General features: G+C 65.0%; 23 protein-coding genes. 6 read left to right on the top strand and 17 right to left on the bottom strand.

Annotated elements, in window-relative coordinates; all coding sequences use genetic code 11:
- The first annotated feature begins 17 nt into the window (after positions 1-17).
- Positions 18-320, top strand: coding sequence for a (2Fe-2S)-binding protein (locus EN738_RS09235; RefSeq protein WP_127283405.1), 303 nt, complete (start codon positions 18-20; stop codon positions 318-320).
- Positions 317-1,684, top strand: a complete 1,368-nt coding sequence (locus EN738_RS09230; RefSeq protein ID WP_127283404.1) for an FAD/NAD(P)-binding oxidoreductase — start codon at positions 317-319, stop codon at positions 1,682-1,684. Before EN738_RS09235 ends, EN738_RS09230 begins: the two co-directional genes overlap by 4 nt.
- Positions 1,685-1,722: 38 nt before the next feature.
- Here the strand turns inward: EN738_RS09230 and EN738_RS09225 are convergent, their stop codons facing one another.
- Complete coding sequence (locus EN738_RS09225; RefSeq protein ID WP_127283403.1) at positions 1,723-3,048, bottom strand: FAD-binding oxidoreductase; 1,326 nt, start codon at positions 3,046-3,048, stop codon at positions 1,723-1,725.
- A gap of 222 nt (positions 3,049-3,270) precedes the next feature.
- Between EN738_RS09225 and EN738_RS09220 the strand changes: the two genes are divergently transcribed.
- Positions 3,271-3,747 carry an Lrp/AsnC family transcriptional regulator gene (locus EN738_RS09220; protein ID WP_127283402.1) on the top strand — a complete coding sequence of 159 codons (477 nt, stop codon included), beginning with the start codon at positions 3,271-3,273 and terminating at the stop codon, positions 3,745-3,747.
- A gap of 69 nt (positions 3,748-3,816) precedes the next feature.
- Here the strand turns inward: EN738_RS09220 and EN738_RS09215 are convergent, their stop codons facing one another.
- The 7 genes from EN738_RS09215 to EN738_RS09185 all read right to left on the bottom strand — a co-directional run bounded on the left by EN738_RS09215 (position 3,817) and on the right by EN738_RS09185 (position 12,220).
- Positions 3,817-5,472 (bottom strand): ABC transporter ATP-binding protein, encoded by a 1,656-nt coding sequence (locus EN738_RS09215; protein ID WP_127283401.1) that lies wholly within the window; start codon positions 5,470-5,472, stop codon positions 3,817-3,819.
- On the bottom strand, positions 5,469-6,320 hold the full coding sequence (locus EN738_RS09210; protein ID WP_127283400.1) for an ABC transporter permease: 852 nt from the start codon (positions 6,318-6,320) through the stop codon (positions 5,469-5,471). The genes EN738_RS09215 and EN738_RS09210 overlap by 4 nt, the downstream gene beginning before the upstream one ends.
- The gene (locus tag EN738_RS09205; RefSeq protein WP_127283399.1) at positions 6,317-7,267 is read right to left on the bottom strand and encodes an ABC transporter permease; all 951 of its coding nucleotides are present in this window, start codon (positions 7,265-7,267) and stop codon (positions 6,317-6,319) included. Before EN738_RS09205 ends, EN738_RS09210 begins: the two co-directional genes overlap by 4 nt.
- A gap of 88 nt (positions 7,268-7,355) precedes the next feature.
- Positions 7,356-8,966 carry an ABC transporter substrate-binding protein gene (locus tag EN738_RS09200; protein ID WP_127283398.1) on the bottom strand — a complete coding sequence of 537 codons (1,611 nt, stop codon included), beginning with the start codon at positions 8,964-8,966 and terminating at the stop codon, positions 7,356-7,358.
- Between the two features lie 64 nt (positions 8,967-9,030).
- Positions 9,031-9,753, bottom strand: coding sequence for an HAD-IA family hydrolase (locus tag EN738_RS09195; RefSeq protein ID WP_127283397.1), 723 nt, complete (start codon positions 9,751-9,753; stop codon positions 9,031-9,033).
- Between the two features lie 240 nt (positions 9,754-9,993).
- Positions 9,994-11,370: an aspartate aminotransferase family protein gene (locus tag EN738_RS09190; RefSeq protein ID WP_127283396.1), complete on the bottom strand. Its 1,377-nt coding sequence runs from the start codon at positions 11,368-11,370 to the stop codon at positions 9,994-9,996.
- A gap of 10 nt (positions 11,371-11,380) precedes the next feature.
- Positions 11,381-12,220: a GNAT family N-acetyltransferase gene (locus tag EN738_RS09185; protein WP_127283395.1), complete on the bottom strand. Its 840-nt coding sequence runs from the start codon at positions 12,218-12,220 to the stop codon at positions 11,381-11,383.
- A gap of 321 nt (positions 12,221-12,541) precedes the next feature.
- On the opposite strand from EN738_RS09185, the gene EN738_RS09180 reads away from it, so the two are divergent.
- Positions 12,542-13,210, top strand: a complete 669-nt coding sequence (locus EN738_RS09180; RefSeq protein WP_127283394.1) for a haloacid dehalogenase type II — start codon at positions 12,542-12,544, stop codon at positions 13,208-13,210.
- A 17-nt stretch (positions 13,211-13,227) separates the two neighbouring features.
- A complete protein-coding gene (locus tag EN738_RS09175) occupies positions 13,228-14,502 on the top strand; it encodes an FAD-binding oxidoreductase (RefSeq protein WP_127283393.1) in 1,275 nt (424 codons plus the stop codon).
- A 66-nt stretch (positions 14,503-14,568) separates the two neighbouring features.
- Here the strand turns inward: EN738_RS09175 and EN738_RS09170 are convergent, their stop codons facing one another.
- The 6 genes from EN738_RS09170 to argE form a co-directional block, all read right to left on the bottom strand.
- On the bottom strand, positions 14,569-16,026 hold the full coding sequence (locus EN738_RS09170) for an NAD-dependent succinate-semialdehyde dehydrogenase (protein WP_127283392.1): 1,458 nt from the start codon (positions 16,024-16,026) through the stop codon (positions 14,569-14,571).
- Between the two features lie 17 nt (positions 16,027-16,043).
- A complete protein-coding gene (locus EN738_RS09165; protein WP_127283391.1) occupies positions 16,044-17,087 on the bottom strand; it encodes a tartrate dehydrogenase in 1,044 nt (347 codons plus the stop codon).
- Positions 17,088-17,097: 10 nt separating this feature from the next.
- The gene (locus tag EN738_RS09160; RefSeq protein WP_127283390.1) at positions 17,098-18,561 is read right to left on the bottom strand and encodes an aldehyde dehydrogenase family protein; all 1,464 of its coding nucleotides are present in this window, start codon (positions 18,559-18,561) and stop codon (positions 17,098-17,100) included.
- Between the two features lie 147 nt (positions 18,562-18,708).
- Positions 18,709-19,062: a cupin domain-containing protein gene (locus EN738_RS09155; protein WP_127283389.1), complete on the bottom strand. Its 354-nt coding sequence runs from the start codon at positions 19,060-19,062 to the stop codon at positions 18,709-18,711.
- Positions 19,063-19,086: 24 nt separating this feature from the next.
- A complete protein-coding gene (locus EN738_RS09150) occupies positions 19,087-20,010 on the bottom strand; it encodes a glyoxylate/hydroxypyruvate reductase A (protein ID WP_127283388.1) in 924 nt (307 codons plus the stop codon).
- Positions 20,011-20,022: 12 nt separating this feature from the next.
- Complete coding sequence (gene argE, locus EN738_RS09145) at positions 20,023-21,147, bottom strand: acetylornithine deacetylase (protein WP_127283387.1); 1,125 nt, start codon at positions 21,145-21,147, stop codon at positions 20,023-20,025.
- Between the two features lie 227 nt (positions 21,148-21,374).
- On the opposite strand from argE, the gene EN738_RS09140 reads away from it, so the two are divergent.
- The gene (locus EN738_RS09140) at positions 21,375-22,274 is read left to right on the top strand and encodes a GNAT family N-acetyltransferase (RefSeq protein ID WP_127283386.1); all 900 of its coding nucleotides are present in this window, start codon (positions 21,375-21,377) and stop codon (positions 22,272-22,274) included.
- A 96-nt stretch (positions 22,275-22,370) separates the two neighbouring features.
- On the opposite strand, the gene EN738_RS09135 is transcribed toward EN738_RS09140, so the two are convergent.
- The 3 genes from EN738_RS09135 to EN738_RS09125 all read right to left on the bottom strand — a co-directional run.
- On the bottom strand, positions 22,371-23,996 hold the full coding sequence (locus EN738_RS09135; RefSeq protein ID WP_127283385.1) for an AMP-binding protein: 1,626 nt from the start codon (positions 23,994-23,996) through the stop codon (positions 22,371-22,373).
- A 157-nt stretch (positions 23,997-24,153) separates the two neighbouring features.
- The gene (locus EN738_RS09130) at positions 24,154-25,587 is read right to left on the bottom strand and encodes an APC family permease (protein ID WP_127283384.1); all 1,434 of its coding nucleotides are present in this window, start codon (positions 25,585-25,587) and stop codon (positions 24,154-24,156) included.
- Positions 25,588-25,678: 91 nt separating this feature from the next.
- Positions 25,679-26,342 (bottom strand): LysR substrate-binding domain-containing protein (locus EN738_RS09125; protein WP_245494445.1); only part of this gene is annotated, 664 nt, incomplete at its 5' end.

Genomic DNA, 26,342 nt, shown 5'->3' with positions numbered 1-26,342 from the left:
GTGCGAGAGGCCGCTGAATGATCGGCGCCGGCCGCATCGTCCGGCTGGCCGAGCGCGACCGGACAGAGGTGAATTTCTTCCTCGATGGCGAGACGCGCAGCGCGCTGGCCGGCGACACCGTGCTGACCGCCATGCTGGCGTCAGGACAAGCCTTGCGAAAGTCCGAGTTCGGGCCCGAGCCCCGCGCGGGCTTCTGCCTGATGGGAGCCTGCCAGGATTGCTGGGTCTGGCAGGAAGAGGGGCCGCGCCTGCGCGCGTGCACAAGCCCCATCGCTGAGGGCATGCGGCTGCGCACGACGCCGCCGGAGAGCTGGCCGTGAGCGACGCTTCATCGCCGAAAATCGTGATCGTCGGCGCCGGTCCGGCCGGCATTAGGGCCGCGGCGGCGCTGGTCGAGGCCGGGCTGCACCCGGTGGTGATCGACGAAGGCAATCGCTCCGGCGGTCAGACATATCGCCGCCCGCCGGACGGATTTACCCGCACGCCGGAGCAGCTCTACGGCTCGGAGGCGGCGAAGGCACGGGCGCTGCATGACCTGTTCGACCGGTTGGTCAAGGATGAGCGCCTCACCCATTGCGCGGCGAGTTCGGTCATCGCCGCGCAGGACGGTCGGCTGCATGTGCTGGGGGAGGGCGGCATGCAGCTAGTCAGCTATGATCGCCTGATCCTTGCCACCGGCGCATCCGATCGCGTCGCTCCGGTCCCCGGTTGGCAGAGCGCCGGCGCCTACAGCCTCGGCGCGGCGCAGATCTCGCTCAAGGCGCAGGGCGTGGCTCTAGGGCGGCGGATCGTCCTGATCGGGTCAGGGCCTCTGCTGACGCTGGTCGGCGCCCAACTCGTCAAGGCTGGGGCGGATGTGGCGGCGGTGCTGGATACATCGTCCTGGCGCCAGCAGATGCGGGGATTCCTTGGGCTCGCCGCCCGGCCGCTGGTCGCGCTGCGCGGTTTGGCGCTGCGGGCGAGGCTCGGCGGCCGTTACCATGCGGGGGTGATGCTCGAACAAATCGAGGCCGACGAACAAGGTGTCACCGCGATGCGCTGGCGCGACGCTGGCGGCCGCGAACACGTCACGCGATGCGACATGATCGGCATGGGCTGGCACTTGCGTGCTGAGACCCACTTGGCCGACCTCGTCGGGTGCGCCTTCGCCTATGACGCGCAGTGGCGGCAATGGCTGCCGAAGGCCGATGCGATGGGCCGTGCCGGGAATGGCGTCTACCTTGCGGGCGATGGGGTTCGGCTTCTGGGAGCGGACGGCGCGGAGATTGCCGGGCGCCTTGCGGCGGCGGCGTGCCTTGCCGATCTCGGACAACCGGCGCCGTCGGCCAGCGCCGATCTGCGCGAGCTCGCGCGGCTCGAGCGCTTTGCCCGCGGTCTGGCCCGCGCCTTTCCCTGGCCGGAGGCGATGGCGCGGGTGCTCCCTGACGACGCGATCGTCTGCCGCTGCGAGAACGTGACTGCAGGAGACATACGCCAGGGCGTGGCTTTCGGCGGCTGCGAGGCTAACAGGGTGAAGTCGCTGTCGCGCGTCGGCATGGGGCGCTGCCAGGGGCGCTACTGCCAGTTGGCCGCCGTCGAACTCGTCGCGGCACAGGCCGGCTGCACGCCCGGCGCCGTCGGCCGGTTTCGCGGACAGCCGCCCGTCCGACCGGCGCCTATCGGCGCTTTTCTGCGGAACGGCTGACGCAATTGCGGATGCCGCGCATTGATGAGGGTCAGATCCTAGAAATCGGCAACCTTGCCCCAGGCGGAGGCTTCGAAGCGGCGCGGATCGTAGGATGTCGGATCGACGATCGGTTCCAACCCGGTCACCAGATCGGCGACGAGATGACCGGCGCCGGGCCCGATGCCAAAACCGTGTCCCGAAAATCCGGCGGCGAGGAAGAAGCCCGCAACGCTATCGATCTCGCCGATGGCGGGGACGCCGTCCGGCGTGCTGTCGATGTAGCCGGCCCAGGCAGCGCTGATCTTCGTCTTTCTGAGGTCGGGCAGAAGTTCAAGCGCGCGGGCATGGGTCAGACGGATGGTGGCCCGGTCGGGAGCCGGATCGAGGATGCGCATGCGCTCCATCGGCGTCGGCTGGTCGAGCCGCCAGCGCTGCAGCGTTTCGTGCCCCGAGCGCACGCCTTGCAGTCCGCCGGGCGCGAGGCTGCGCCACCGCTTCAGAAACATGGGCAGGAACTGCGACGAGAAGCGCAACTGCTGCGGCGTCACGTCGACGCGGCCGCGCCCGCTGATGGCAAGCGTGTAGCCGCCGTCGCCGCGACGCGTGGCCGAGATCCTCGCCGTGTGCAGCGCATCCGGCAGGCCTTCGGCGCCGGGCGAGACGGACAGGATGGAGGAACGGATCGACGCCTGCGGAAAGCGGAAACCGAACTGCCGGCAAAAGGACGACGCCCAGGCGCCGCCGGCCATGACCGCCACTTTCGTGCGGATCGTTCCGCTTTCGGTGACCACGCCGCTCAGGCGTCCGCCCTCGGTCTCGATGCCGCGCGCGGCGCAATTCTGGTGAACGGTGCCGCCGAGCTTGAGGATGGCGCGGGCGACCGCGGGCGCGGCCCGCGACGGGTCGGCGGTGCCATCGCTCGGCGAGAAGACGCCGCCCTTCCAGGTCCGGCCCGTGGCGCCGCCACGCTCGCTGGCCTCGGCGCCGTCGAGCATATGGGTGGTCACGCCGGCCGTCCTGGCGAAATCGCGCCAGCGCGCCCAGCCGGCCAGTTCCGCCTCGTTATTGCTGAGATAAAGCAGGCCGCAGCGGCGAAAGCCGGTGTCTTCGCCGGTCGCCGCCGCGAAGCTGTCCCACAGATCGAGGCTGTGGGTCGCCATCGGCAGTTCGCGGGCGTCGCGGTTCTGCTGGCGGCACCATCCCCAATTCCTGGAGGATTGCTCGGCGCCGATGCGTCCCTTTTCGACAAGCGCGACCTGCATGCCGCGCCTGGCCAGATAGTAGGCCGCGAAGACACCGACGATGCCGCCGCCGATCACCACCACGTCCGCGGATTGCGGCAGTTTGCCAGATGTCTCGATTTGCTGCAGTGGCGCGCGCATGGTCTCTCTGCCTTGAAGCGCCAATCTAACGCGTTGCGCAGGCAGCCGCTGCCGCAGTTGAAGCCGAAGCAGAATTTTATTTCGGCTGCTCGGTCGAAATCGGAACTCGCTGCGTTTCAAAGCGGTGCCCGCTCGGATGGACTGGCCCGCGGGCTGTGGTAGTGTCAAGGCTGTTGGTACGGCAGCATTTTGTGCTGTGGCATGCGATCTTTGGAGACGGCCATGAAACTGGATCGGATCGACATCAAGATTCTTCACGAATTGCAGAAGAACGGCCGCATCACCAATGTGGAACTGGCCGACCTCGTGCATCTGTCGCCGAGCCCTTGCCTGATGCGGGTCAAGAAACTGCAGTCGGAAGGCTACATCGAGGGCTATTCCGCGCAGATCAACATCGGCAAGCTCGGCCAGACGCTGACCGTGTTCACCGAGATCACCTTGAAGAACCACCGCCAGGTCGACTTCGCCCGATTCCTCGCTGTCGTCGAGAAGATCGACCAGGTGATCGAATGCCACCTCGTCTCGGGCGGCTACGATTACCTGATGAAATTCGTCACCGCCGGCATCGGCGAATACCAGACGATCATGGAACGGCTAACCGACATGGATATCGGCATCGACAAGTATTTCTCCTTCGTCGTGCTGAAGTCCCCCATCGTCAAGGCGCACATGCCGCTGCCCAGCCTGTTCCCGATGTGAGGCTCCGCGCATCGTCGTCCTAACCATCCGTCTCAAGGCAAAGACGGAAAACCGTTCCTGGAATTGCCTCTAGCGGTGGCCGTACTGGCTGACGAGCTCGGGGTCGCGCACCAGGCCGTCGAGCCAGGTCGGATCGAGCTTCGGCACCGAAGAGAACAGTAGCTTGGAGTAGGGGTGGGCGGGCGCCTTCACCTTGTCTGGCGTGATCTGCTCCACCCGCTGCCCGTTGTACATGACCATGATCTCGTCGCAGATGGCCTCGACGACCGACAGGTCGTGGCTGATGAAGATGTAGGAGAGCCCCAGCTCGCGCTGCAGCTCCTTGAGCAGTTCGATCACGGCGGACGCCACCACCGTGTCGAGCGCCGAGGTGATTTCGTCGCAGATGATGAGCTTGGGGTCGGCCGCCAGCGCGCGCGCGAAATTCACGCGCTGCTTCTGGCCGCCCGAGAGCTCCGATGGATGCCGGTAGCGCAGCGCCCTCGGCAGGCGCACCATGTCGAGCAGTTCGTCGACGCGCTTCGAGCGCGCCTGCCTGTCGAGCCGGTGATAGAAGGCGAGCGGACGGGCGATGATGTCCTCCACCGGCTTGGCCGGATTGAGCGCAGTATCGGCGTACTGGAACACGATCTGCATCTCGCGCAGCTGGTCCTGGCTGCGTTTCCTGGCGGCGCGCTGCAGGTCCTTGCCATCGAAGACGATGTCGCCGGCCGCGGCCGGATGGATGCCGGCGATGACGCGCGCCAGCGTCGATTTTCCGCAGCCGGATTCGCCGATGACGCCGAGATTGCGCCCCTTCTCGACGACCAGGCTGACGGAATCGACCGCGCGGATGAGTGGCAGTCCGTCAGCCCGCATCGCGCCATAGCCGGCCGTCACGTTGTCTATGCGCAGCAGCTGCTTCGTCCCGGCATCCGCGTCGGCTTGCCCTTGCCGCGGCTTCGGTTCGAAGGCGGCCAGCAGTTCGCGCGTATAGGGGTGCCGGGCAGCTGAAAGGATTGCCGCTGTGGTGCCTGTCTCCTGCACCTCGCCGCCCTTCAGCACCACGATGCGGTCGGCGATCTGGGCGACGACCGCGAGGTCGTGCGAAACATAGACACCTGCGATCCCGCCCGCCCGCATGACCGACTTGAATGCCTTCAGCACGTCGATCTGCGTCGTCACGTCGAGTGCCGTCGTCGGCTCGTCGAAGATCACCAGCTTGGGATCGCCGATGAGCGCCATGGCCGCCGACAGCCGCTGCAACTGACCGCCCGAAACCTGGTGCGGATAACGGGCGCCGATCCCTTCGGGGTCCGGCAGCGACAAGGCCCTGAACAGCTCGACTGCCCGCTTTCGCGCCCGTTCGGGCGGCATCAGCTTGTGGATCCGCGTGACCTCGATGACCTGCTCCATGATGGTGGAGGAGGGGTTGAAGGAGGCGGCGGCACTTTGCGGAACATAGGCAATGTCGGTGCCGCGCAGCCTGGCGCGTTCCTTTTCGGAAAGGGCGGCCATGTTCTTGCCGTTCACGTTGATCTCGCCGCCGGTGATCCGGCAGCCGGGCCGCGCATAGCCCATCAGCGAGAGCGCCACCGTAGTCTTGCCGGAGCCGCTTTCGCCGATCAGGGCGACGATCTCGCCGTCGGCTATGTCGAGGCTGACGCCCTTGATGATCTCGACAAGCCGTCCGGCGTCGGTCGTCGCCTCGATCCTCAGGTTCCTGACCTCGACGAGATTGCTCATGCGTCCCGGTCCCTGATCTTCTGCGGCAGGTTGTCGATCAGCAGGTTGACGCTGATGGTGAGGCTGGCGATCGCCAGCGAAGGCACGATGACGGCGGGGGCCGCGAAGGGCAGGCCGCCGATGTTCTCGCGCACCAGCGCGCCCCAGTCGGCGAGCGGCGGCTGCAGGCCGAGCCCAAGGAAGGACAGGCCAGAGAGCAGCAGAACGATGAAGACGAAGCGCAAGCCGAAGTCGGCGAGCACCGGGCGGATGATGTTGGGCAGGATCTCGGAGCCGATGAGATAGAGGGTGCTCTCGCCGCGGACACGCGCGACGGTCATGAAGTCCATGGTGTTGATGTTAACGGCGAGCGCGCGCGCGAAGCGATAGGAGCCGGGGATATAGATGACGGCGAGCGTCAGGATCAGCACCGGAATCGACGAGCCGACGGCAGCGACGACGACAAGACCGAACAGCTTGCTGGGGATGGAGTTCATGGCGTCCAGGAAGCGGCTGAGGCAGGTGTCGAGCCAGCCGCCGGTGACGGCCGCTATCATACCCAGCACGACGCCGGAAAAGCAGGCGATGGAGACGGCCGCAAGCGATATGCCGACTGTGTAGCGCGCGCCCATCAGAACCCGCGAGAGCATGTCGCGCCCGAGATAGTCCGAGCCGAGCCACAGCCCCTGTCGCATCGGGCCGAAATAGTCGTCGTCGACGATGTCGCCGATGGGATGGGGAATGATGTAAGGCGCGAAGATCGCGATCAGTGTCCACGCCAGGATGACCAGCGAGGCCACGACGCCGACGAGGTTGTAGCTGTGGCCCAGGAAGGATCGTCGGGAGGTTGTCGTGCGCGCTATCGTCATCTCAGCCTCGGGTTGGACATGATGGCGACGATGTCGGCGGCCGTGATGAGGAGAAGATAGCCGAGGCAGAAGATCATCGCGCAGCTCTGGATCAGCGGCAGGTCGCGGGTCGCGACGGCATCGACCATCAGCTTGGCGATGCCCGGATAGTTGAAGATCGTCTCGACGATGATCACGCCGCCGACCAGATAGGACAAGGAAAGCGCGATCGCGTTGACGATCGGCCCGAGCGCGTTGGGAAGCGCGTGCCGCAGCACCATGCGGCTGCGCGAGGCGCCTTTGAGGAGAGCCATCTCGACATAAGGCGTGGAGAGCGTTTCGATCACCGCGGCACGCGTCATGCGGATCATCTGGGCGGAGATGACGAAGGTGAGCGTGATCACAGGCATTGCATAGATGCGCACGAGATCGGTCAGCGAATGCGCCTCGTTGACCGACGACAGCGCCGGCAGCCATCTGAGATAAACGGCAAAGAGCAAGACCGCCAACGTCGCGACCATGAACTCCGGCACGGAGATGACGCCGATCGAAAGCACAGTGACGGTGCGGTCGTAGATGGAGCCGCGCAACATCGCGGCGGTGATGCCGAGCGTCAGCGCCAGCGGCACCGAGAGCAGCGCGGTGATGCCGGCGAGCTTCATGGTGTTGACCAGGCGCCCGCCGATCAGAGCCGCAACCGGCATCTCGTTGGCATAGGAGGTACCGAGGTCGCCGTGGAGCAGGCCGACAAGCCAGTGCAGGAAGCGCAGGATCGCCGGGTCGTTGAGATGCATGGCCTCGCGCAGGCCGGCGACCGCCTCGGGAGTCGCCGCCTGGCCGAGCAGGATCGACGCGGTGTCGCCAGGCAGCATGCTGGTGGCGAAGAACACGGCGAACAGCACGATCAATAGCGTGATGGCCGCGATCCCTAGCCGCTTCAGCACGAGGTTGAGAACCCCAGACGTCATTGAAAGTGCTCCCTGCGGTGCGTTCGGCCAACCATCTTGCGCAATGCAGTGCCGGGGGACCGGCTGACCGGCCCCCGGCAGTCGCCCCTCAGGCTTCGAGCCAGAGATATTCCGCCATTGCGTAGCCCATCATGCCACCAAGCGGGTTCGCCTCCAAACCCTTCACCTTGCTGGAGAGGGCATCGACGTTGGAGATGTAGGCCGGGATGATGGTGCCGGCCTCCTCGGAGACCATGACCTGCATCTGGTTGTAGATTTCCTTGCGCTTGGCCTGGTCGAGCGAGCCGCGCGCCTCGACAAGCAGCTTGTCGAACTTCTCGGACTTATACTGGCTTTCGTTCCAGGGGGCGCTGGAAGCGTAGAGGAGCGAGAACAGGATGTCCGGCGTCGGGCGCGGATTGATGTTGCCGAAATGGATCGGCGCCTTGAGCCAGTAATTGTCCCAGTAGCCGTCGGATGGGACGCGCTGGACGTCCAGCTTCATGCCGATATCCGCGCCGGCGGCCTGGATGATCACCGCCATGTCGATCGACGAAGTCGCGGCGTCGGACGCGATCACCGGGATGGACTGGCCGAGCAGGCCTGACTTCTGGAAGTGGAACTTCGCCTTGTCCGGGTCGAATGCCTTCGGCTTGATGTCGGCGTTGTGGAAGATGTTCGCCGGCGAGACAGGTTGGTCGTTGCCGACCTCACCAAGGCCGCGCAATGCCGATTTGACGATCTGCTCGCGGTTGACGAGGTACTTCATGCCGGCCACGAAGTCGGCCTTGCTGCCCGGATCCATGTCGAGCCGGATGTTGAGGTCCGTGTAGTTGCCCGCGGTCGTTTTCGACAGTTCGAAGCCCTGCTGGCTCTCCAGGAGCTTCATTGAGCGCGGATTGATCGATGCGGCAAAATTGATGTCGCCGGAAAGCAGGGCGTTGACGCGAGCGCTGTCGTCGGTGATGGCGATGAATTCGAAGGAGTCGAGATAGGGCTTGCCCGACTTCCAGTAGTTCTTGTTCTTGGTGACGACCGAACGCACGCCGGGTTCGAACGTCTGCAGCACGAAAGCGCCGGTGCCGTTGCCCTTGGAGAAGTCGGTGGTGCCGTCCGCCACGATCATGAAATGGTGCAGCGCCACGATGGTCGGGAGGTCGGCATTCGGGTCGGCGAGCGTGATTTCGACGGTCGACTTGTCGACCGCCTTGAAGCCGGTCATCTGCGCGGCGATCTTGGCCACCTTGGAGCCGACCGCTTTGTCGAGATGGCGCTTCAGCGAGTAGACGACGTCGTCGGCCGTGAGGTCCTTGCCGTCGTGGAAGGTGACGCCCTTGCGCAGCTTCACGGTCCAGGTCTTGGCGTCCTTGCTGTCGAAGCTTTCGGCCAGCTCCATCTGCGTGACGCCATCCTTGTCGAGGAAAGTCAGGCGGTTGTAGAGCGAGCAGCAGCGGACATAGTCGGTGGAGAGCGACGCCTTTGCCGGATCGAGCGTGTCGGCGGTCGAGGACGACCAGCCGGCCGCCTTGAAGCTTCCGCCGGAAACCGGCTCGGCGGCGACGGCCTGGCTGGCGCGGCCAAGCACCAGGCTGCCCGCGGCGACCGCGGCGCCACCGGCCAACAGCATCTTGAGGAGTTCGCGGCGGCTCGCGCCCCGCCGGATGGCGTTCTCGACCATGGCGTCGTCTGCGCTGGTCCAGTTCGTGATCTTGTCGGTCATGTCATTCCCCTTTCTGTTTGTTTGGTCGGCATGCTCGTCTTGCTGCGGCTGTCCGGGCTTGGGTTCAGGTTCGTTCCTTCACGCTTTCCCGAACGGCCGCCGCAAGGGAGGCCATCGAGGTGAAGTGGTAGTCCGGCACGGTGAAGCGCTCGGGCTCGATCGTGCCGCCATAGCCCTTCTGGGCATGCCGGCGTTCGATCCAGCAATTGGTCAGGCCAAGTGCCCGGGATATGCCGATGTCGTGATGCTGGCTTTGCGCAACGTGCAGGATGTCGTCCTTGCTGTCGCCCCTTGAGGCGACGAAATCGAAGACCTTCTGGAAGAACGCCGGATCCGGTTTCTCCGTTCCGGTATCGTCGGCGGTGAAGGTGGCGAAGAAGGGCGAGCCGAGCTGCTTCTCGAAATGGTCGAGGGCCCAGCGTCGGGCATTGGTCATGGCAATCAGCTTGTGGGATTTCGCAAGGTCCGCCAATGCCGCCGCGCTGTCGGGGAAACCTTTCCAGACGCTGGCGGAATCGCGCAGGCGGACGCCGAATTTCTCGTCTGCCGGCAGGCCGAGCTGCGGCGCGATGACCATGTACACACGCACCAGATCGTCGGGAAACAGGCCGGCATCGGGCATGTAGCGGGCCTGCCGGTAGAGGGCCAGCGCGGCTTCGCCATCGATGGAGACGCCAGCCTCGGTGGCAATCCCGGCCAGGCAATTCGTGATGCCGCCTTCGAAGTCGATCAGCGTGCCGACGACATCGAAGGTCATGTACTTGAATTCGCTGAAAGCCCTGGCCAAGAAACTAGCTCTCCTCTGCGCGATACCGGATTGCATGGTGCTGAACAGAACAAAATTCCGTGCTGTCCAAAGCGTTGGCCTTTTTCGAAAGCCCATAAATCCGCGCTTTCTGGCCTTGTCTTATAAGCAGTCTGGCACTTCCCCCGCGCTGGATTCGCCGAAAAGGCGTGAGGGGGCGGCACAAAATTGCGAAATCGTCTGCCCCGGCGATATTTCGAGATACGAAAAATTCGTCGCCCGTCATGCCAGGGCCTGACGGACGTCGGGATCGTCCAGCGTCTGGTCGAGCGTGAGGCGCGTGCGCTCGATGATAGCGTCGACGTCGCCGTCGGTGCAGCAGAGCGGCGGCGCATAGCCGAGGACACCGTTGGCAAAGGCGCGGATGATGAGACCGTTGTCCCACGCCCGGTCGAAGACGCGCCGCGCCGGCATGGCCGACGCCGGAAGCGGTGTTTTCTTCGTCTTGTCGACCACCAGCTCGATCGCGGCCAGCATGCCGCGACCGCGCACATCACCGACGAGCGGGTGGTCGCGCAGGCTTGCCAATCCTGTCATCAGGCGGGCACCGGCCTTGATGCCGTTGTCGAGAAGGCCGCCGTCTTCATAGAGCTTCAGCACCTCGAGCGCGACGGCGGCGCTGACGGGATGGGCCGAATAGGTGTAGCCGTGGCCGACAGCAGCGGCGCCCGCGCCGTCGGCGATGATGTCGTAGACATGATCGGCCATGAACACGGCGCCCATCGGGACATAGCCGGAGGTCAGCCCCTTCGCGGTCGTCATGAAATCGGGAACGATGTCCTCGTCCGTGCAAGCGAACAGGGGTCCCGTGCGCCCGAAGCCGGTGATCACCTCGTCAGCGATGAACAGGATGCCGTATTCCCGGCAGAGCTCGCGTATCGCCTTGATCCAGCCCTTCGGCGGGACGATGACGCCGCCCGAGCCCTGGATCGGCTCGGCATAGAAGGCGGCGACCCGCTCCGGTCCGATCTCCTCGATCTTGGCCTTCAGCGCGGCGAGCGATGCGGCGATGATCGCGTTGCCGTCCTCGCCCACCGGATTGCGATAAGGGTAGGGCGAGGGGATCTTGTGCTGCCATTCAAAGGGAATGCCGAAACCGGCGTGAAAGGCGGGCAGCGCGGTCAGGCCAGCGCCGACCACCGATGAGCCGTGATAACCCTGTTCGATGGAAATGAACTGGTCGCGTTTCGGCTCGCCCCTGGCATTCCAGTAGTAACGGACGAAGCGGATGGTGCTGTCGACCGCGTCCGAGCCGCCGAGGGTGAAGAAGACGTGATTGAGGTCGCCCGGAGCGCGCTCGGCCAGTTCCGAGGCGAGGCGAATGGCCGGCTCCGAGCCGAGGTCGAAATAGGCGGTGGCATAGGGCAGCTCGCGCATCTGCCGGGCCGCCGCCTCGACGATGCTGTCGTGGCCGTAGCCGGCATTGACGCACCACAAGCCGGCGAAGCCGTCGATCAACTGCCGGCCGGATGCTTCGGTCACGGTGGCGCCCTTGGCCGATTTCAGGACACGCACGCCGAGCGCCTCATGGCCGCGGTATGAGGAGACCGGATGGACGAGATGGGCGCGGTCGAGTTCGATCAGGGAATTGGCGAGCATTGTTGTCCTCCTAGCCGAGCGCCTGGTTGGCGAGGGCGTAAACTTTTGGCCTGGCCGGTTCCGACCCCGGCTTGGGCGGACGGTCCATGGCCACGCCGCCGCCGACATGGACGAGGCCGATTTCGGTGAGCCAGCCATCGATACCGGTCCGGCTGTCGGTATCCACGCGCAGGAAGGCGCCGCCGCGCGGCGCGGCGAAAAAGCTGATCAGGTCTTTCGCGGCCTCGGCGCTTCCCGCGATGACCGGGCCGATCACCTCGCCGCGCCCGAAGGGACGGATCGCGGCATAGGCCTCGATGGCGCCGTTGCGGCGGATGATTGCGAAGTGGCCGCGCTCGGCCAGCGCATCGATCAGGGCTTCCCGGTCGGCGCCATAAGCGTCGCGATCGAGCGCTTTGATTTCCGGCAGATCGCCAATGCTTGCGGCTTCAACGCCGTCGGGCGCGTCAAGCTCCGTCACCTTCCCCTGATGCTGCAGGATCGTACCGGAGGGCACGAAGCCAAGCTTTTCATAGAGCGGCTCGCCATCCGCCGTCGCGACCAGCCGTAGCGGACGCTCGCCTGCGAGCGCGATGGCCTGGTCCATGAGCCGGCGCCCGAGCCCCTGGCCCCGCACGTTCCTGTCGACGATCACCATGTTGATCATGGCGCAGTCATTGCCATAGGGCGTTACCAGGATGGTTCCAGCAACGCGCCCTTGGTCGTCGAGCGCGACCGCGCCGCTCGAAAGCTGCAGCGCCATCTGCCAGTCCTGCGCGCGATGCGGCCAATTCTCCTGGCGAGAAAGCGCTACCGCACCCTCGATATGGTCCGGCCCGAAGGCCTGGAGTTCGATCTCGCCCTGCTGCATGAGGCATCCTTTCGTCTGCTGATCAAGTCTCGGCCATCGGCGCGCCGCAGATCGTCTGAAGGTTTTGGCCTGGACAGTATCTTTCGCCGTAGCGCGAGGCATGCGCCGCATCTTGTGCTGGCGCGCCCGCCGCGGCGGACGCGCTTCACGTCTCGCGCGACGACGTAATCGCCACACCAGATGCTACAGCGTGCCAAACCGGATGGCGGATACGGAACTTTCTGCTTTCGGGACGCCGATTTCGGTCAGGTCGGCCGCCTTCTGCCGTCCTATGATGAATTCATCCGAACGCGGATGTGCTTCCACCGGAGATCGACGGACATGGCTTCCTTCAGGCCCAAATACATCACCTTCGACTGCTACGGCACGTTGACCAATTTCCAGATGGCGGAAGCCGCACGCGACCTCTACGGCAGCCGGCTCGACGAGCCGCGCATGCAGGAGTTCATCAAGAATTTCGCGGCGTATCGGCTGGACGAGATCCTGGGCGACTGGAAGCCCTATGCCGATGTCGTCCACAACGCGCTCGAGCGTTCCTGCAAGCGCAACGGCGTTGCCTTCAGCCCCGACGACGCGAAGATGGTCTATGAGCGCGTCCCGACCTGGGGGCCGCATGCCGACGTTCCGGCCGGCCTGGCGAAAGTCGCCAAGGAAATTCCGCTGGTCATTCTGTCCAACGCCATGAACGCGCAGATCATGTCCAACGTCGAGAAGCTCGGCGCGCCGTTCCATGCCGTCTACACGGCCGAGCAGGCTCAGGCCTACAAGCCGCGCTTCAAGGCCTTCGAATATATGTTCGACAGGCTGGGCTGCGGTCCGGAGGACATCCTTCACTGCTCGTCGTCATTCCGCTACGACCTGATGTCGGCGCATGATCTCGGCATCAAGAACAAGGTCTGGGTCAACCGCGGCCACGAACCGGCCAACCCGTACTACGGCTATGTCGAGATATCAGACATTTCGGGTCTTCCAGGCGTGGTCGGTCTCTGAAACAGGGCGGATTGCCGATGAAGTTCGTCTCTTACTGGCACGACACCGCCCCCGACTTTTCCGGCGCGGCGCAAGGCCCGGTCGAGGGTCATTACGATGCCGCCATCGTCGGCGGCGGCTTCACCGGTCTCGCCGCCGCGCGCCAACTGGCGAAGGCCGGCGCGAAGGTGGCGGTGCTGGAGGCGGAGCGGGTGGGCTGGGGCGCATCCGGGCGCAATGGCGGGCACCTGAACAATGGCCTCGCCCATAGCTTCCTCTCGGCCAAGGCGGAAATCGGCAAGGAACGCGCAATCGCGCTGTACCGAGCGCTCGACGACTCCGTCGATACCATCGAGGCGCTGGTCGCCGAGGAAAGCATCGACTGCAACTTCCGGCGCGCGGGCAAGCTGAAGCTCGCCTCCAAGCCGCAGCATTTCGATGCGATCGCCCGCAACTTCGAGGCCGTCCATGCCGAGGTGGATCCGGACACGGCGCTGCTGTCGGCGGGGGAGCTCAAGTCCGAGATCGGTTCGCCCTTCCACGGCGCGATGCTGTCGAAGAAGAGCGCCATGATGCATATGGGCCGCTATGTGGCAGGCCTGGCCACGGCCGCCGCCCGCCACGGCGCCGTGATCCACGAGAACACCAGGGTGACGGACCGCAAGCAGACCGGCAGCAGGCATGAGCTGACCACTTCGCGCGGCCGGATCAGCGCCGACAATGTGTTGGTGGCGACCGGTGCCTACACCACGCCGAATTTCGGTTATTTCCGTCGCAGGATCATCTCCGTCGGCAGCTTCATCATTGCTACGCGGCCGTTAAGCGATGCCGAGATCGCCACGACCATGCCGGGCAACCGGACATGCGTGACCTCGATGAACATCGGCAACTACTTCCGGCTTTCGCCGGACAAGCGCCTGATCTTCGGCGGCCGCGCGCGCTTCTCTGCAACGTCGGATCAGCGCTCCGACGCCAAAAGCGGAGAGATATTGCGAGCAGGCCTCGCCGCGATCTTCCCGCAACTTGCCAAGGTCGAGATCGACTATTGCTGGGGCGGGCTGGTCGATATGACCAAGGACCGTTTTCCGCGCGCCGGATACAATGGCGGCGTCTGGTACGCGATGGGCTATTCCGGCCACGGCGCGCAACTTTCCACTCATCTCGGCATGATATTGGCCGATGCCATGCTCGGCCGCGAGGACCGCAATCCGCTGAAAGGGCTCGAGTGGCCTTCCATCCCCGGCTATTCCGGCAAGCCCTGGTTCCTGCCGATGGTCGGCCTCTACTACAAGGCGCTTGACCGGATTCAGTGAGGCAGTAGGGGAGTAGGGGAGTAGGGGAGTAGGGGAGTAGGGTACAGGCGCTCATTCCCTACTGCCTTACTCCCCTATTCCCATATGAAAACTCTTCATCTCGAGATATTCCTCGATGCCGGCCTGGGCACCTTCGCGCCCAAGACCGGACTGCTTGACGCCGCCGAAGGGAGCCACTTCCATCGAGACCGAGCCGGTGTTGAGCCCCACCATGCCGAACTCCAGCGCCTCGCCGACACGCCAGGCGCGTTTCAAATTCTCGGTGTAGAAGTAGGAAGCAAGCCCGTAAGGCGTGCCGTTGGCCAGCGAGATCGCCTCTTCCTCCGTCTCGAAGCGGAAAAGCGGCGCGACCGGGCCGAAGGTTTCCTCGCCGGCAAGCTGCATGTCTTTCGTGGCGCCGGTCAGCACCAGTGGCGCGACATACTGGTGACCGACCGGTAGCGCCGGCTTTTCGGTGATGATCGCCGCACCCTTGGCTAGCGCGTCCTCGACGTGACGGTTGATCTTATCGACCGCCGCCATGTTGATCATCGGCCCGATGGCGATGCCGGGTTCGGTGCCCGGCCCGACCTTCATGGCGTTGACACGGGCGGAGAGCTTCGCGGCGAAGGTCTCGTAGACACCGGCCTGGACGATGATGCGGTTGGCGCAAACGCAGGTCTGGCCGCCATTGCGGAATTTTGAGACCAGCGCGCCCTCGACGGCGAGATCGAGGTCGGCGTCGTCGAAGACGATGAAGGGCGCGTTGCCGCCAAGTTCTAGGCTGAGCCGCTTCACGCTGTCGGCCGCGCCGCGCATCAGCAGCGAGCCGACCCGCGTCGAGCCGGTAAAGGAGATCTTGCGCACGGTCTCATTCGCCATGATCTCGTTGCCGATATCGGCCGGCACGCCGGTGACGATGTTGATGACGCCGGCGGGGATGCCCGCACGTTCGGCGAGCACGCCTAGCGCCAGCGCCGAATAGGGCGTGAACTCCGATGGCTTGATGACCACCGTGCAGCCGGCGGCCAGCGCCGGCGCGACCTTGCGGGTGATCATCGCATTGGGAAAATTCCACGGCGTGATGATGCCGCACACGCCGACCGGCTCCTTCAGCACGATGATGCGCCGGTCTTGCGTCGGCGAGGGGATGGTGTGGCCGTTGATGCGGCGTGCCTCCTCGGCGAACCATTTGACGAAGGACGCGCCGTAGCGGATCTCGCCTTTGGCCTCGTCCAGCGGCTTGCCCTGTTCCGTCGTCAGGATCAGCGCAAGATCGTCCAGATGCGCCAGCATCAGCCCATGCCAGGCCTCCAGGAGGGCAGCGCGCTCGGCGTTGGTTTTCTTCCTCCAATCCCCATAGGCAGCAGCCGCGGCGTCTATGGCCGCGCGGGTCTGCGGAGCGGCCATGTCGGGCACGGTGCCGATCGCGGCCTGGGTCGCCGGATCGATGACATCGACCGTCTTGCCGGAGTCGGCGATGACCCATTCGCCGCCGATAAAACCGGCTTCGCGGAAGAGGCTTTTGTCTTTCAGGTTTCTCATCGAAAACGACCTTGCAATCAGGTGAGCGCCGCGACGACGGCAGCGGTGATGGCTTGTGTGCGATCCTTGCCGGGGGTGGTTCCAATGCCTCGCGCGGTTGTCGCCTCGAGCGCCTTCATGACGCGGCCGGCGGCAGCCTTTTCGCCGAGATGATCGAGCATCATGGCGCCGGACCAGATGGTGGCGATCGGGTTGGCGATGCCGAGATGGGCGATGTCGGGCGCCGAGCCGTGCACCGGCTCGAACATGGACGGCGCCGAACGGTCGGGATTGATGTTGGCGGAGGCGGCATAGCCGAGCCCGCCCTGGATCGCCGCGCCGATGTCGGTCAGGATGTCGCCGAACAGGTTGGAAGCGACGAGCACGTCGAGGCTCTCCGGCGCCATGATCATGCGCGCCGCGAGCGCATCGACATGATAGCTGGTCACCTCGACGTCCGGATAATCCCCCGCAAGCTTGCGGGTGACCTCGTCCCAGAACACCATCGAGTATTTCTGGGCGTTGGACTTGGTGACGGAAGCAAGTTTGCCCCGCCGTGATCGCGCCTGCTCGAAGCCGAAGCGCAGGATGCGCTCGACGCCGGCGCGGGTGAAGATCGATGTCTCCACCGCGACCTCGTCCAAAGTGCCCTGGTGCACACGCCCGCCGGCGCCGGAATATTCGCCCTCGGTGTTCTCACGGATGCACAGGATGTCGAAACCTTCCGCTCGCAGCGGTCCCGTGACCCCAGGCAGCAGGCGGTGTGGCCGGATGTTGGCATATTGCACGAATGCCTTGCGGATCGGCAGCAGCAGGCCGTGCAGCGAGACCGAATCCGGCACCTCCGCCGGCCAGCCGACCGCGCCGAGAAGGATGGCGTCGAAGCCGCGCAAGGTCTCGATGCCATCCTCGGGCATCATGCGGCCGGTCTCCTTGTAGAAGCGGCAGGACCAGGGGAACTCGGTGCCCGTCAGGGCAAAGCCGTCCTGCTTGGCGACGGTTTCCAGCACCGTCCAGGCGGCGGCGGTGACATCGCGGCCGATGCCGTCACCGGGGATCAGGGCGATCGAGTAGGATTTCATCGGCATCCCTTCATACGCTGACCAGGACGCTCTTGGTCCTGCGGTTGGCCAGATAGGCGTCGCGGCCAAGGTCCTTGCCGATGCCGGAGCGCTTGTAGCCGCCGGTCGGCAGGATGTGGTCGCGCGAGCGGCTGTAGCGGTTGACCCAGACCGTGCCCGCTTCGAGCTTGCGCGCCAAACGGATCGTACGCGATAGATCGGAAGTGAACAGGCCGGAAGCCAGCCCGTAGGTAGGATGGCTGGACAGCGCCAGCGCCTCGTCCTCGGTCTCGAAGGTCTGGACGGTGAGCACCGGGCCGAAGATCTCCTCGACGATCGCGGGATTGGACTGATCTACATTGGCGATCAGTGTCGGTGCGTAGAAATAGCCGCGGCTATCCATGGCGGCGCCGCCGGTCAGGCATTCGCCGCCTGCCGCCACCGCAGCCCGCACAATGCTGTCGACACGCGCCCGCTGCCGTTCCGAGATGATCGGCGAATAATGCGTCGCCTCGTCCCAGGTCGGGCCAGGCCGCACGGCCTTCATCTTCTCCAGGATCGCGGTCGTCAGCCTGTCGGCGACGCTCTTCTCGACGATCAGCCGGGTGCCGGCGACGCAGGCCTGGCCGGCGTTGAAGGTGACGCTGCCGGCGATCGCCGTCGCCGCCTTGTCCAGATCGGCATCGGCAAAGACGAGCTGCGGGCTCTTGCCGCCAAGCTCCAGCGTCATCGGCTTGACGCCGGTGCGAGCGACGTTCTCCATGATCGCCGAGCCGGCGCGAGTCGAGCCGGTGAAGCTGACCTTGGCGATCTCGGGATGGCCGGTCAGCGCCGTTCCGGTCGTCGGACCGTCTCCCAGCACCACGTTTATGAGCCCTGCCGGCAGACCCGCCCTGACGGCGAGTTGCGCCATGCAGACAGCCGAAAAGGGTGTCATTTCCGACGGCTTCAGCACCACCGCATTGCCCGCGGCCAGCGCCGGGCCAAGCTTCCATCCGGCCATCGAGATGGGAAAATTCCAGGGCGTGATCGCGCCGACCACGCCATAGGGCTCGCTCATGATCATGCCGAGACTGGCGTCGTCGGTCGGCACGAGCTCGCTGCCTTCCTTGTCGGCGAATTCGGCAAAGAAGCGGATCTGCTCGGCGGTCACCGCGATGTCGCCGGCAACGAGCTGGCCGACCGGGCGGGTGGAGCACAGCGCCTCGATCCTGGCCAGCGTTGCGGCTTCGGCCTCGATCAGGTCGGCCCAGGCCTGCAGCGCCCTGGTGCGCTCGCGCGGCCGGACGCCGCCCCAGTTGCTGGCCTTGAGCGCCGTCTTGGCGCTCTCCACCGCACGGTCGATCATGTCGGCGCCGGCCACCGGGCAGGCGGCATATTCCTTGCCGTCGGACGGGCGGCGCATCTCGATCGCGCCCTCGGCCGCGATCATTTCCCCGCCGACAAAATGGCCGACGGGAAGGGGAATTGTGTTCGGATCGAAGCTCAGGCTCATGGGCAACCACTTAGCAGCGTTGGAAGCAGCCTAGCGCGCGCGGGCAAGCAGCATGCGTCGTTCGACGAACCGCGGCGGATGATTGTTGCGTGCGTGTCGCGCGGGACGGCAAAATCTGTCGCTGCCGCTTGCAACCGCGCCGATCGTTCACCCGACCGTCACGTAGATCTTGCGCACCGTTTCGATCGTCTTCCAGACGCCGGTGAAGCCCGGCTTCATGACGAAGCTGTCGCCGGCGCCGTAGGTCACCGGCTCGCCGCCGTCCGGCGTGATCTCGATCACGCCAGACAGGATGTGGCAGAACTCGAAAGTCTCTCCCTTGATCGAGCGCGTCTCCCCCGGCGTCGCCTCCCAGACGCCAGTATGGACGAGGTCGTCCTTGGCCGCGTCCTGCGCCCAGGTCTTGAAGGCGGGGTCGCCGGCAATCAGCCGCTCGGGCGACGCCTTGGACTGGCCTGGCGGGGAGGACGGGTCGGTATCGAGGGTCTTCAGCAGGGACAAGGAATGACCTTTCAGGTTGGAGCTTCAATAGCCGCGCGACCGGTCGACGAGCCCGATCGGATCGAGCCCGGCGCGGTGGCGCTTGATATTGTCGATGACGGCGCGCGCAGCGGTCGCCGGCTGGGTGACGCTGGCGACATGCGGTGTCAGGATGATCTTCGGATGCGACCAGAATGGATGGCCCGAGGGCAGAGGCTCGGGATCGGTGACATCGATCATCGCTGCCGAGAGGCGGCCGCTGTCGAGCGCGGCGACAAGCGCTTCGTGGTCGAGTTGCGACCCCCGACCGGCGTGGACGAGCGCCGCGCCCTTGGGCAGCTTCGCGAACAGCTCGGCATCGAGGAAACCGCGCGTCTCCTCGGTCAGCGGCAGCAGGCAGACCAGAATGTCGCTGGCCGCAAGCATCTCCTGCAGCCCGTGCCGTCCATCGTGACAGGTCACGCCCTCGATCCGCCGCGGCGAGCGGCTCCAACCGGCAAGCGGAAAGCCGAACGGCTTCAACCGGTCGAGGACGGCCTGGCCGAGCTGCCCGAGGCCGAGCACGCCGATCCGGCGCGAGGCGGCCTGAAGCTGCGGTATGTCGCGCCATTCGCCGGCGCGTTGCTGTGCCAGATATCCAGGGAGGTTGCGGTGGAGCGCAAGCACGGCAAGCGTCGCATATTCCTGCATCATGCGCACGATGCCTTCCTCGATCGTACGCACAATCTTCACCTGTTCCGGCACTCTATCGAGGCGGAACTGGTCTACGCCGGCGCCGATGGAAAACAGGATCTCCAGGTTCCTGTAGCGCGCGAGGTCTTCCGGCGCAGTCCAGGTGATGAGATAGCGTACGGCGTCGGGATCGACTGTTGCTGCATTCGTCGTGAAGGGGATGTCCGGCAGTTCCTCGGCGAAGGCCTCTGCGAAGACCGCGCCGCGGCGCGCATCGGAATTGAACAGGAAGGTCATCCCGGGTCCCCTTCAAGCCGCGCAGCGGGCGCCCAGCGCCTCGATCAATCGCTGGCAGGCGGCGAGCTCGCTGGCGAGGATGTATTCGTCGGGCTTGTGGGCGCGACCTATGTCGCCCGGGCCGCAGATGATCGCATCGAAGCCGGCGGCCTGGTAGAGACCGGCCTCCGTGCCGTAGCTGACGGCGGCAAGCGGCGCTTCGCCGGTCAGCTCGGCCAACAGTGCCGCCAGGCTCGAGTCCTGCGGCAGCGACAGCGCCGGATAGGCGCTCATCGGCGTCCACTCGATCCGAAAGCCGTCGACCGCAAGGGCTTCGGCTCGCGCCCTGACCGGCGCGAGCAGGCTGGCCGGGTCGACGCCGGGTATGGCGCGGGCCTCCAGGTCCAGCGTGCAGGTGTCTGGAATGATGTTGACCGACTGCCCACCCGTCACCACGCCCGCCTGCAGCGAGGAATAGGGCGGCTCGAAGGCGGGGTCGAACGGACCGCACGTCAGCCGCTCGGCTTCGCTGACGGCCGCGCCCAGCGCAGCGGCCATGGCATGGATGGCGTTGAGCCCGAGATCGGGCCGCGACGAATGGCCGGACCGCCCGTTGACCGTCACCCGAGCCGCCGCCTTGCCCTTGTGGCCGCGCACGGCGCGCATGCCGCTCGGCTCGCCGACGATGACGCCGAGCGGTTTCGCGCAAAGTTCGGGAAGGCGGGCGATCAAATGCGGCACGCCGCGGCATCCGACCTCCTCGTCGTAGGAGAAGGCGAGGTGGATCGGTCTGGCCAGGCGCAGTTCTGTCAGGTGAGGCACAGCCGCCAGCGCGGCGGCAAGGAACCCCTTCATGTCCGTGGTGCCACGCCCGTAGAGATGCTCGCCCTCCCGGCGCAGCGCGAAAGGGGCCGAGCACCATTGCGGCTCGCCGGCCGGGACGACGTCCATGTGGCCGGACAGGATGTAGCCCGGGACATCGGTGGGGCCGATCGTCGCGAACAGGTTGGAACGGTCGCCTTCCGGCCCCGGAAGCAGGGTGACCTGCGCCCCGTGTTGCGCAAGATGGGCCGCGATCCAGCTGGCGATGTCGCCGTTCGGTTTGCCGGCGACCGATGGAAAGGCGACGAGACGGTCGAGGATGTCGAAGACGTCCATTCCAACCCTTAAGACACTTCGGGTCGCCGGGATCGGTGCCGACGACCGTATGCTGCTAGATTTCGGGAGAGGATGTGCGCGTTCTTTCGCGATTGCGTGCCGAAAGCGGAAGTGTTTCAGTTGAATCTAGCGTTGGCGCCCGGCTTTCGAGCAAATCCTACCGGTCTGCTTGTTTAGCGTTGGCGGGGAGAGGGCGTCACCCTCTAGTGCGGCAATCTTTCAGGGGCATGGACTTGAAGCCGTCCGGAAGCTTGAAAATCGATACCTTCTCGATGCGCATCGGCGACATCGAGGGCATCGAACTCGACCGGTTGCACGCGCACTCCCTGTCCGTGGGATGGCCGCACCGGGCCGAAGACTGGCAGTTCCTGCGCGAATCGGGACGCGGCTTCGTGGCGCTCGATGAGATTGGCCGCGTTCTCGGTTCGGCCATGTGGTTCGAGCATGGCGCCGACTTCGCGACCGTGGGAATGGTCATCACCTCGCCGCGACTGCAGACGCTCGGAGCCGGGCAATGGCTGATGAAGCGGGTCTTCGAGAAGGTCGCCGGGCGCGACCTACGCCTCAATGCAACCCGAGCGGCAAGACGGCTCTATCTTTCGCTCGACTTCCAGCCGGAGAAGACAGTCTACCAATGCCAGGGTGTCGTTCGTGCGGAGGGGACGGGTAGGCTGGCAGCCAGGGGCGATGTCCGGACTTTGGGTGAAGGCGACATTCCCGCGGCGATCATGCTCGATGGGGCGGGATTTGGCGTCAGGCGGGCGGCGCTCATCGAAAAGCTCTTCGCGCACTCGGCCGGCTATGGCCTTTTCAAAGGCGACAGGCTGAAAGCCTTCGCGCTCTGCCGCCCGTTCGGGCGGGGCCATGTCGTGGGGCCGGTCGTGGCGGAAAGCGACGCCGACGCCGTGGCGGTCGTCCGGCCGCACGTGGCCGACCATTCGGGGTCTTTCCTCAGGATCGACACGCATGTGGACAATGGCGACTTCGCTGCCCTCCTGTCGCACAGCGGAATGCCGGTCTTCGACACGGTGCTGACCATGTCGCTGGGCAAGCGCCTCGCCGATTATGCTGCCGGTGACCCGGCTATGCCGAAGACCTATGCCCTGGCGAGCCAAACCCTCGGGTAGTTCGTTGTTTTCGTCGACTGGTCGAGGCCTCGGCCGCCACCAGAAAAACACCGAGCGACTTCCTTCAGCCTAGGCTGGCACCTGAGCATGCTGCGCTCAGGTGCAAGTATGCACTTTCAGCTTGAACCGCTGGATCTTGCCAGTCTGCGTCTTTGGAAGCGCATCGGTGAACTTGATCGAACGCGGATATTTGTAGGGCGCGATGGTGGCTTTGACATGATCCTGCAAGAGGCGTTGCTCCAACTCACCCGGGTCGATCCCGTCGATCAGGACGACATGCGCCTCCACGATCTGCCCACGACCGATGTCCGGGACGCCGACGACAGCGCATTCCTTGACATGGGGGTGGGAAAGCAAGGCCGCCTCAACTTCGGGACCAGCGATGTTGTAGCCTGAGGAAATTATCATGTCGTCCGAGCGGGCGGCGAAATGGAAATAACCCTCCTCATCCCGGAAGAACGAGTCCCCTGTCAGGTTCCAACCGTCGCGCACATAGTCCTTCTGCCGGGGATCATTCAGGTAGCGGCAGCCCGTCGGGCCACGGACGGCTAGCCGGCCGACCTCGCCACGCGGTAACTCGTTCATATCGGCATCCACGATCCGGGCCTCGTAGCCGGCAACCGGACGCCCGGTCCTGCCCGGCGCGAGATCGTCCAGCCGGTTGGATATGAAGATGTGCAGCATCTCGGTTGCGCCGATGCCGTCCACAATCGGCTTGCCAGTCCGCTGCACCCAGGCCTCGAACACCGGCGCGGGAAGGGTTTCACCGGCAGAAACCGCGATCCGAAGCGACGTAAGATTGGCCCCTTCGTCGAGCGCGGCGATCATCGCCCGGTAGGCCGTCGGAGCCGTGAACACGATGGTCGCGCCATATCTCTCGATGATCTCGATCATGTTGGCCGGAGAGGCGTGCTCCAGCAGCGTCGCCGTGGCGCCGAAGCGGAGCGGGAAGATGGCAAGTCCGCCGAGGCCGAAGGTGAAGGCGATCGGCGGCGAGCCGACGAAAATGTCCTCGGGCGTGACCTGCAGGACGTCGCGCGCATAACCGTCGGCGATGATCAGCAGGTCCCGATGAAAATGCATCGTCGCCTTTGGCGAGCCGGTGGTGCCCGACGTGAACCCAAGCAGGGCCACGTCGTCGCGACCGGTCTCCACGGCATCGAATACGACCGGCTTGTCGAGGGCCGCGCGGTCGAGCTCTGCGTCGTGATTGGCCGTGCCATCGAAGCCGACGACCTGCTTGAGGAAGCGGCTGTCCTTGGCGCAAGCCACCATCTCGTCCATCAGCCGCGTGTCGCATAGCGCAAGCGTGATCTTGGCCTTGTCTACGATCTGTGACAGTTCGCCTGATCGCAGCATCGGCATGGTGTTGACCACGACCGCGCCTGCCTTGGTAGCGGCCAGCCAGCACGCCACCATTGCCGGGTTGTTGGCTGAACGGATCAGCACGCGGTTGCCCGGCCGCAGGCCGTAGTTCTCGACGAGCGCGTGCGCCAGGCGGTTGGTCCAGTCGGACAGTTCCTTGTAGGTCCTGCGGCGACCGTTGCCGATCAGCGCTACATGATCACCGAAGCCGCGCTCGACCTGCCGATCGGTCAGCTCTACCGCGGCATTGAGATGCTCCGGATAGTCGAACCCATCGAGCGGAAGGTCCGGCCATTGATCGACGGGCGGAAGATTGTCACGCGCGAACGTATCGACATGTGCAGACCGGCCAAGCATTCGCAAACCTCCACCCGTCGTGAAATGTGCAATGGAAACGACCAGCCGACGGTGGCACAGGAGTCCAGTTGTTTAAAGCTTAAAATGTTTGGCGCCGATATCACTTCCGTTTGCTGGCGGAAGCGCGACCACGCACGCTTCCGCATAGGCATCAATATCAGGCCTGATTTTCACCCATGCGGGCGAAGCGGGCCGGATCTGCCCTCTCCAGTCGCAGCGACAGCCCATATCCGACCACGGCGGCGGCCGGGATCAATGCCGGCAGGATGACCCCTAGCGCGCCGCCGGTGGTGCCGGTGAGGTCGCCAAAATGCAGGAAGATGTAGACGAACAGGGCCGCCATGATCAGCCCCGACAAGGCAGGCAGGACCACAGTCGACAGCGCCGGCGCGCCGGCCTGCTTGTTGCGGAAGAAGACGATCACCGAGAGCGAGGTGACGGTCATCATGCCGAGCACGCCGAGCGTGCCGACCTGGCTGATCCAGGTGAACATGTTGAGCACCGGATCGAGCCCGAGGCCGGCAAAGATCGCCAGCACAATCAGGGCGCCGATCGTCTGCACGACCGAGCCGATGTGGGGGCTTTGGTGATCTGCATGGGTGCGCCCGAAGGCGGCGGGCAACAGGCCCTCGCGTCCTGCCACGTAGCTGTATCGGGCGATGTAGTTGTGGAAGGCCGACAACGCGGCAAAGAGGCTCGATACGAGCAAGATACCGGCAATCGTCGGTATCGGCCCGCCGACATAGCGCCCCGCCAGATCGAAGAAGAGCGCTGATGGATCGCCATAGCCCTGGATGGTCGGGACCAGTTTGTCGGCGCCTATGCCAACGATCATCAGCCAGGTGGTGAACACGAAGAATATGCCGATCATCAGCACCGAAAGGTAAGTGGCGCGCGGAATGGTCTTTTCCGGGTCTCGGGCTTCCTCGGCATAGATCGTGGTTGCCTCGAAGCCGATGAAGGAACCCAGGCAAAACAGGATCGCAGCGGTCAGCGAACCCGAAAACATCGCGGCGGGATCGAACACGTTCAGCGCCAGCCCGTGGTCGCCGCCCTTGCCGAGGATGGCAAAGTCGACGATCAGGACAATCAGATATTCGAGCGCGACGGCCACGACGAGAACTTTTGCCGACAGGTCCACCTGCCGGTAGCCCAAAATGGCGACCAGGACGACGGCGATCAGGCTCCACCCCCACCAAGGCAGGACCAGTCCGAGCTCGCTGAAGACACCGGAGGCGATGCCACCCAGCAGACCGATCAGTCCGAACTGCATGGCGTTGTAGGCGACCAGGGCCACGACCGCCACGGCGCCGGCGGAGCGCCCGCCGAGACCGCGCGCGGCATAGGCGTAGAAGGCGCCGGCATTGGTGACATGCCGCGACATGGCCACGTAACCGGCCGAAAAAGCGAGCATCACCAGCGTCACGAAAATGAAGGTCGCTGGAATACCGGCGCCATTGCCAAGCATGAACGCCAGCGGCATTGCGCCGGCTACGCCGGTCAGGGGAGCTGCCGCCGAGATCACCATGAAGGTCACGGCGATCAGGCCTAGCGAATTCCTGCGAAGTTGATTGCTTCCTGCGGTACTCATTTCTGTCGTTCTCCCTCTCTGTTCCCCATGGCCGATTGACCGGTCCATTGTTTGTTGATGTCTGTTACCGCTCGGCCGTTTCGTCCGGCCGTCATCCCTCTCCGTTGGCGGCATGCCCGAAGGACCGCCGGCATTTGGCCAGAAACTGCCCTACCCATTCGCTGCGGCCGTTGCCGCGTGGCGTGATCGCCACGACCGCCCCTTCCGGGAAGTCCTCGTCCAGCGGTATGGCGAGGATCTTCTTGCCGTCGGGCGCGGTCCTGGCCTGCGGCGCCTGCGGGACGATCGAATATCCAAGACCCTGCGCGACCAGGCCGCGCACCATGGCGAAGGAAGGCGACTGGAAGCGGATGTGCGGCTGCAGCCCGCCGCGCTTGAACAGGGTGTCCGTGGCCGAGCGCACCGAGGGATAGTCCAGCAGGATCATGGGCAGTTCAGCCAAATCACTTAGCCGCAGACTGGATCTGCCGGCCAATGCGTGGCTGGCGTTCAACAGCACATGCGGAGCCGGAGGGCAGACCAGTTCGGCATCGAGGTCAGCTTCGTTCACCGCCCCGAAAGTGATCGCTGCCTCGATCCTGCCGGCGCGCATCTGCTCGATGAGATCGTCATGGTCGGCTTCCAGAAGGCGGATGTCGACATCCGGCTGCTGGCTGGCGAAGCCGGCGACGAGGTCCGGCACGAATTGCGGTCCAAGCGTGATGAAGAAGCCGATGCTGAGATGGTTCTCCGGGTGTGGCGGTCGATGGTCATCC

Origin of the sequence: Mesorhizobium sp. M4B.F.Ca.ET.017.02.2.1 (genome assembly GCF_003998955.1) — a bacterium.
Lineage (GTDB): Bacteria > Pseudomonadota > Alphaproteobacteria > Rhizobiales > Rhizobiaceae > Mesorhizobium > Mesorhizobium abyssinicae.
This window is presented reverse-complemented; position numbering and strand designations above follow the sequence as displayed.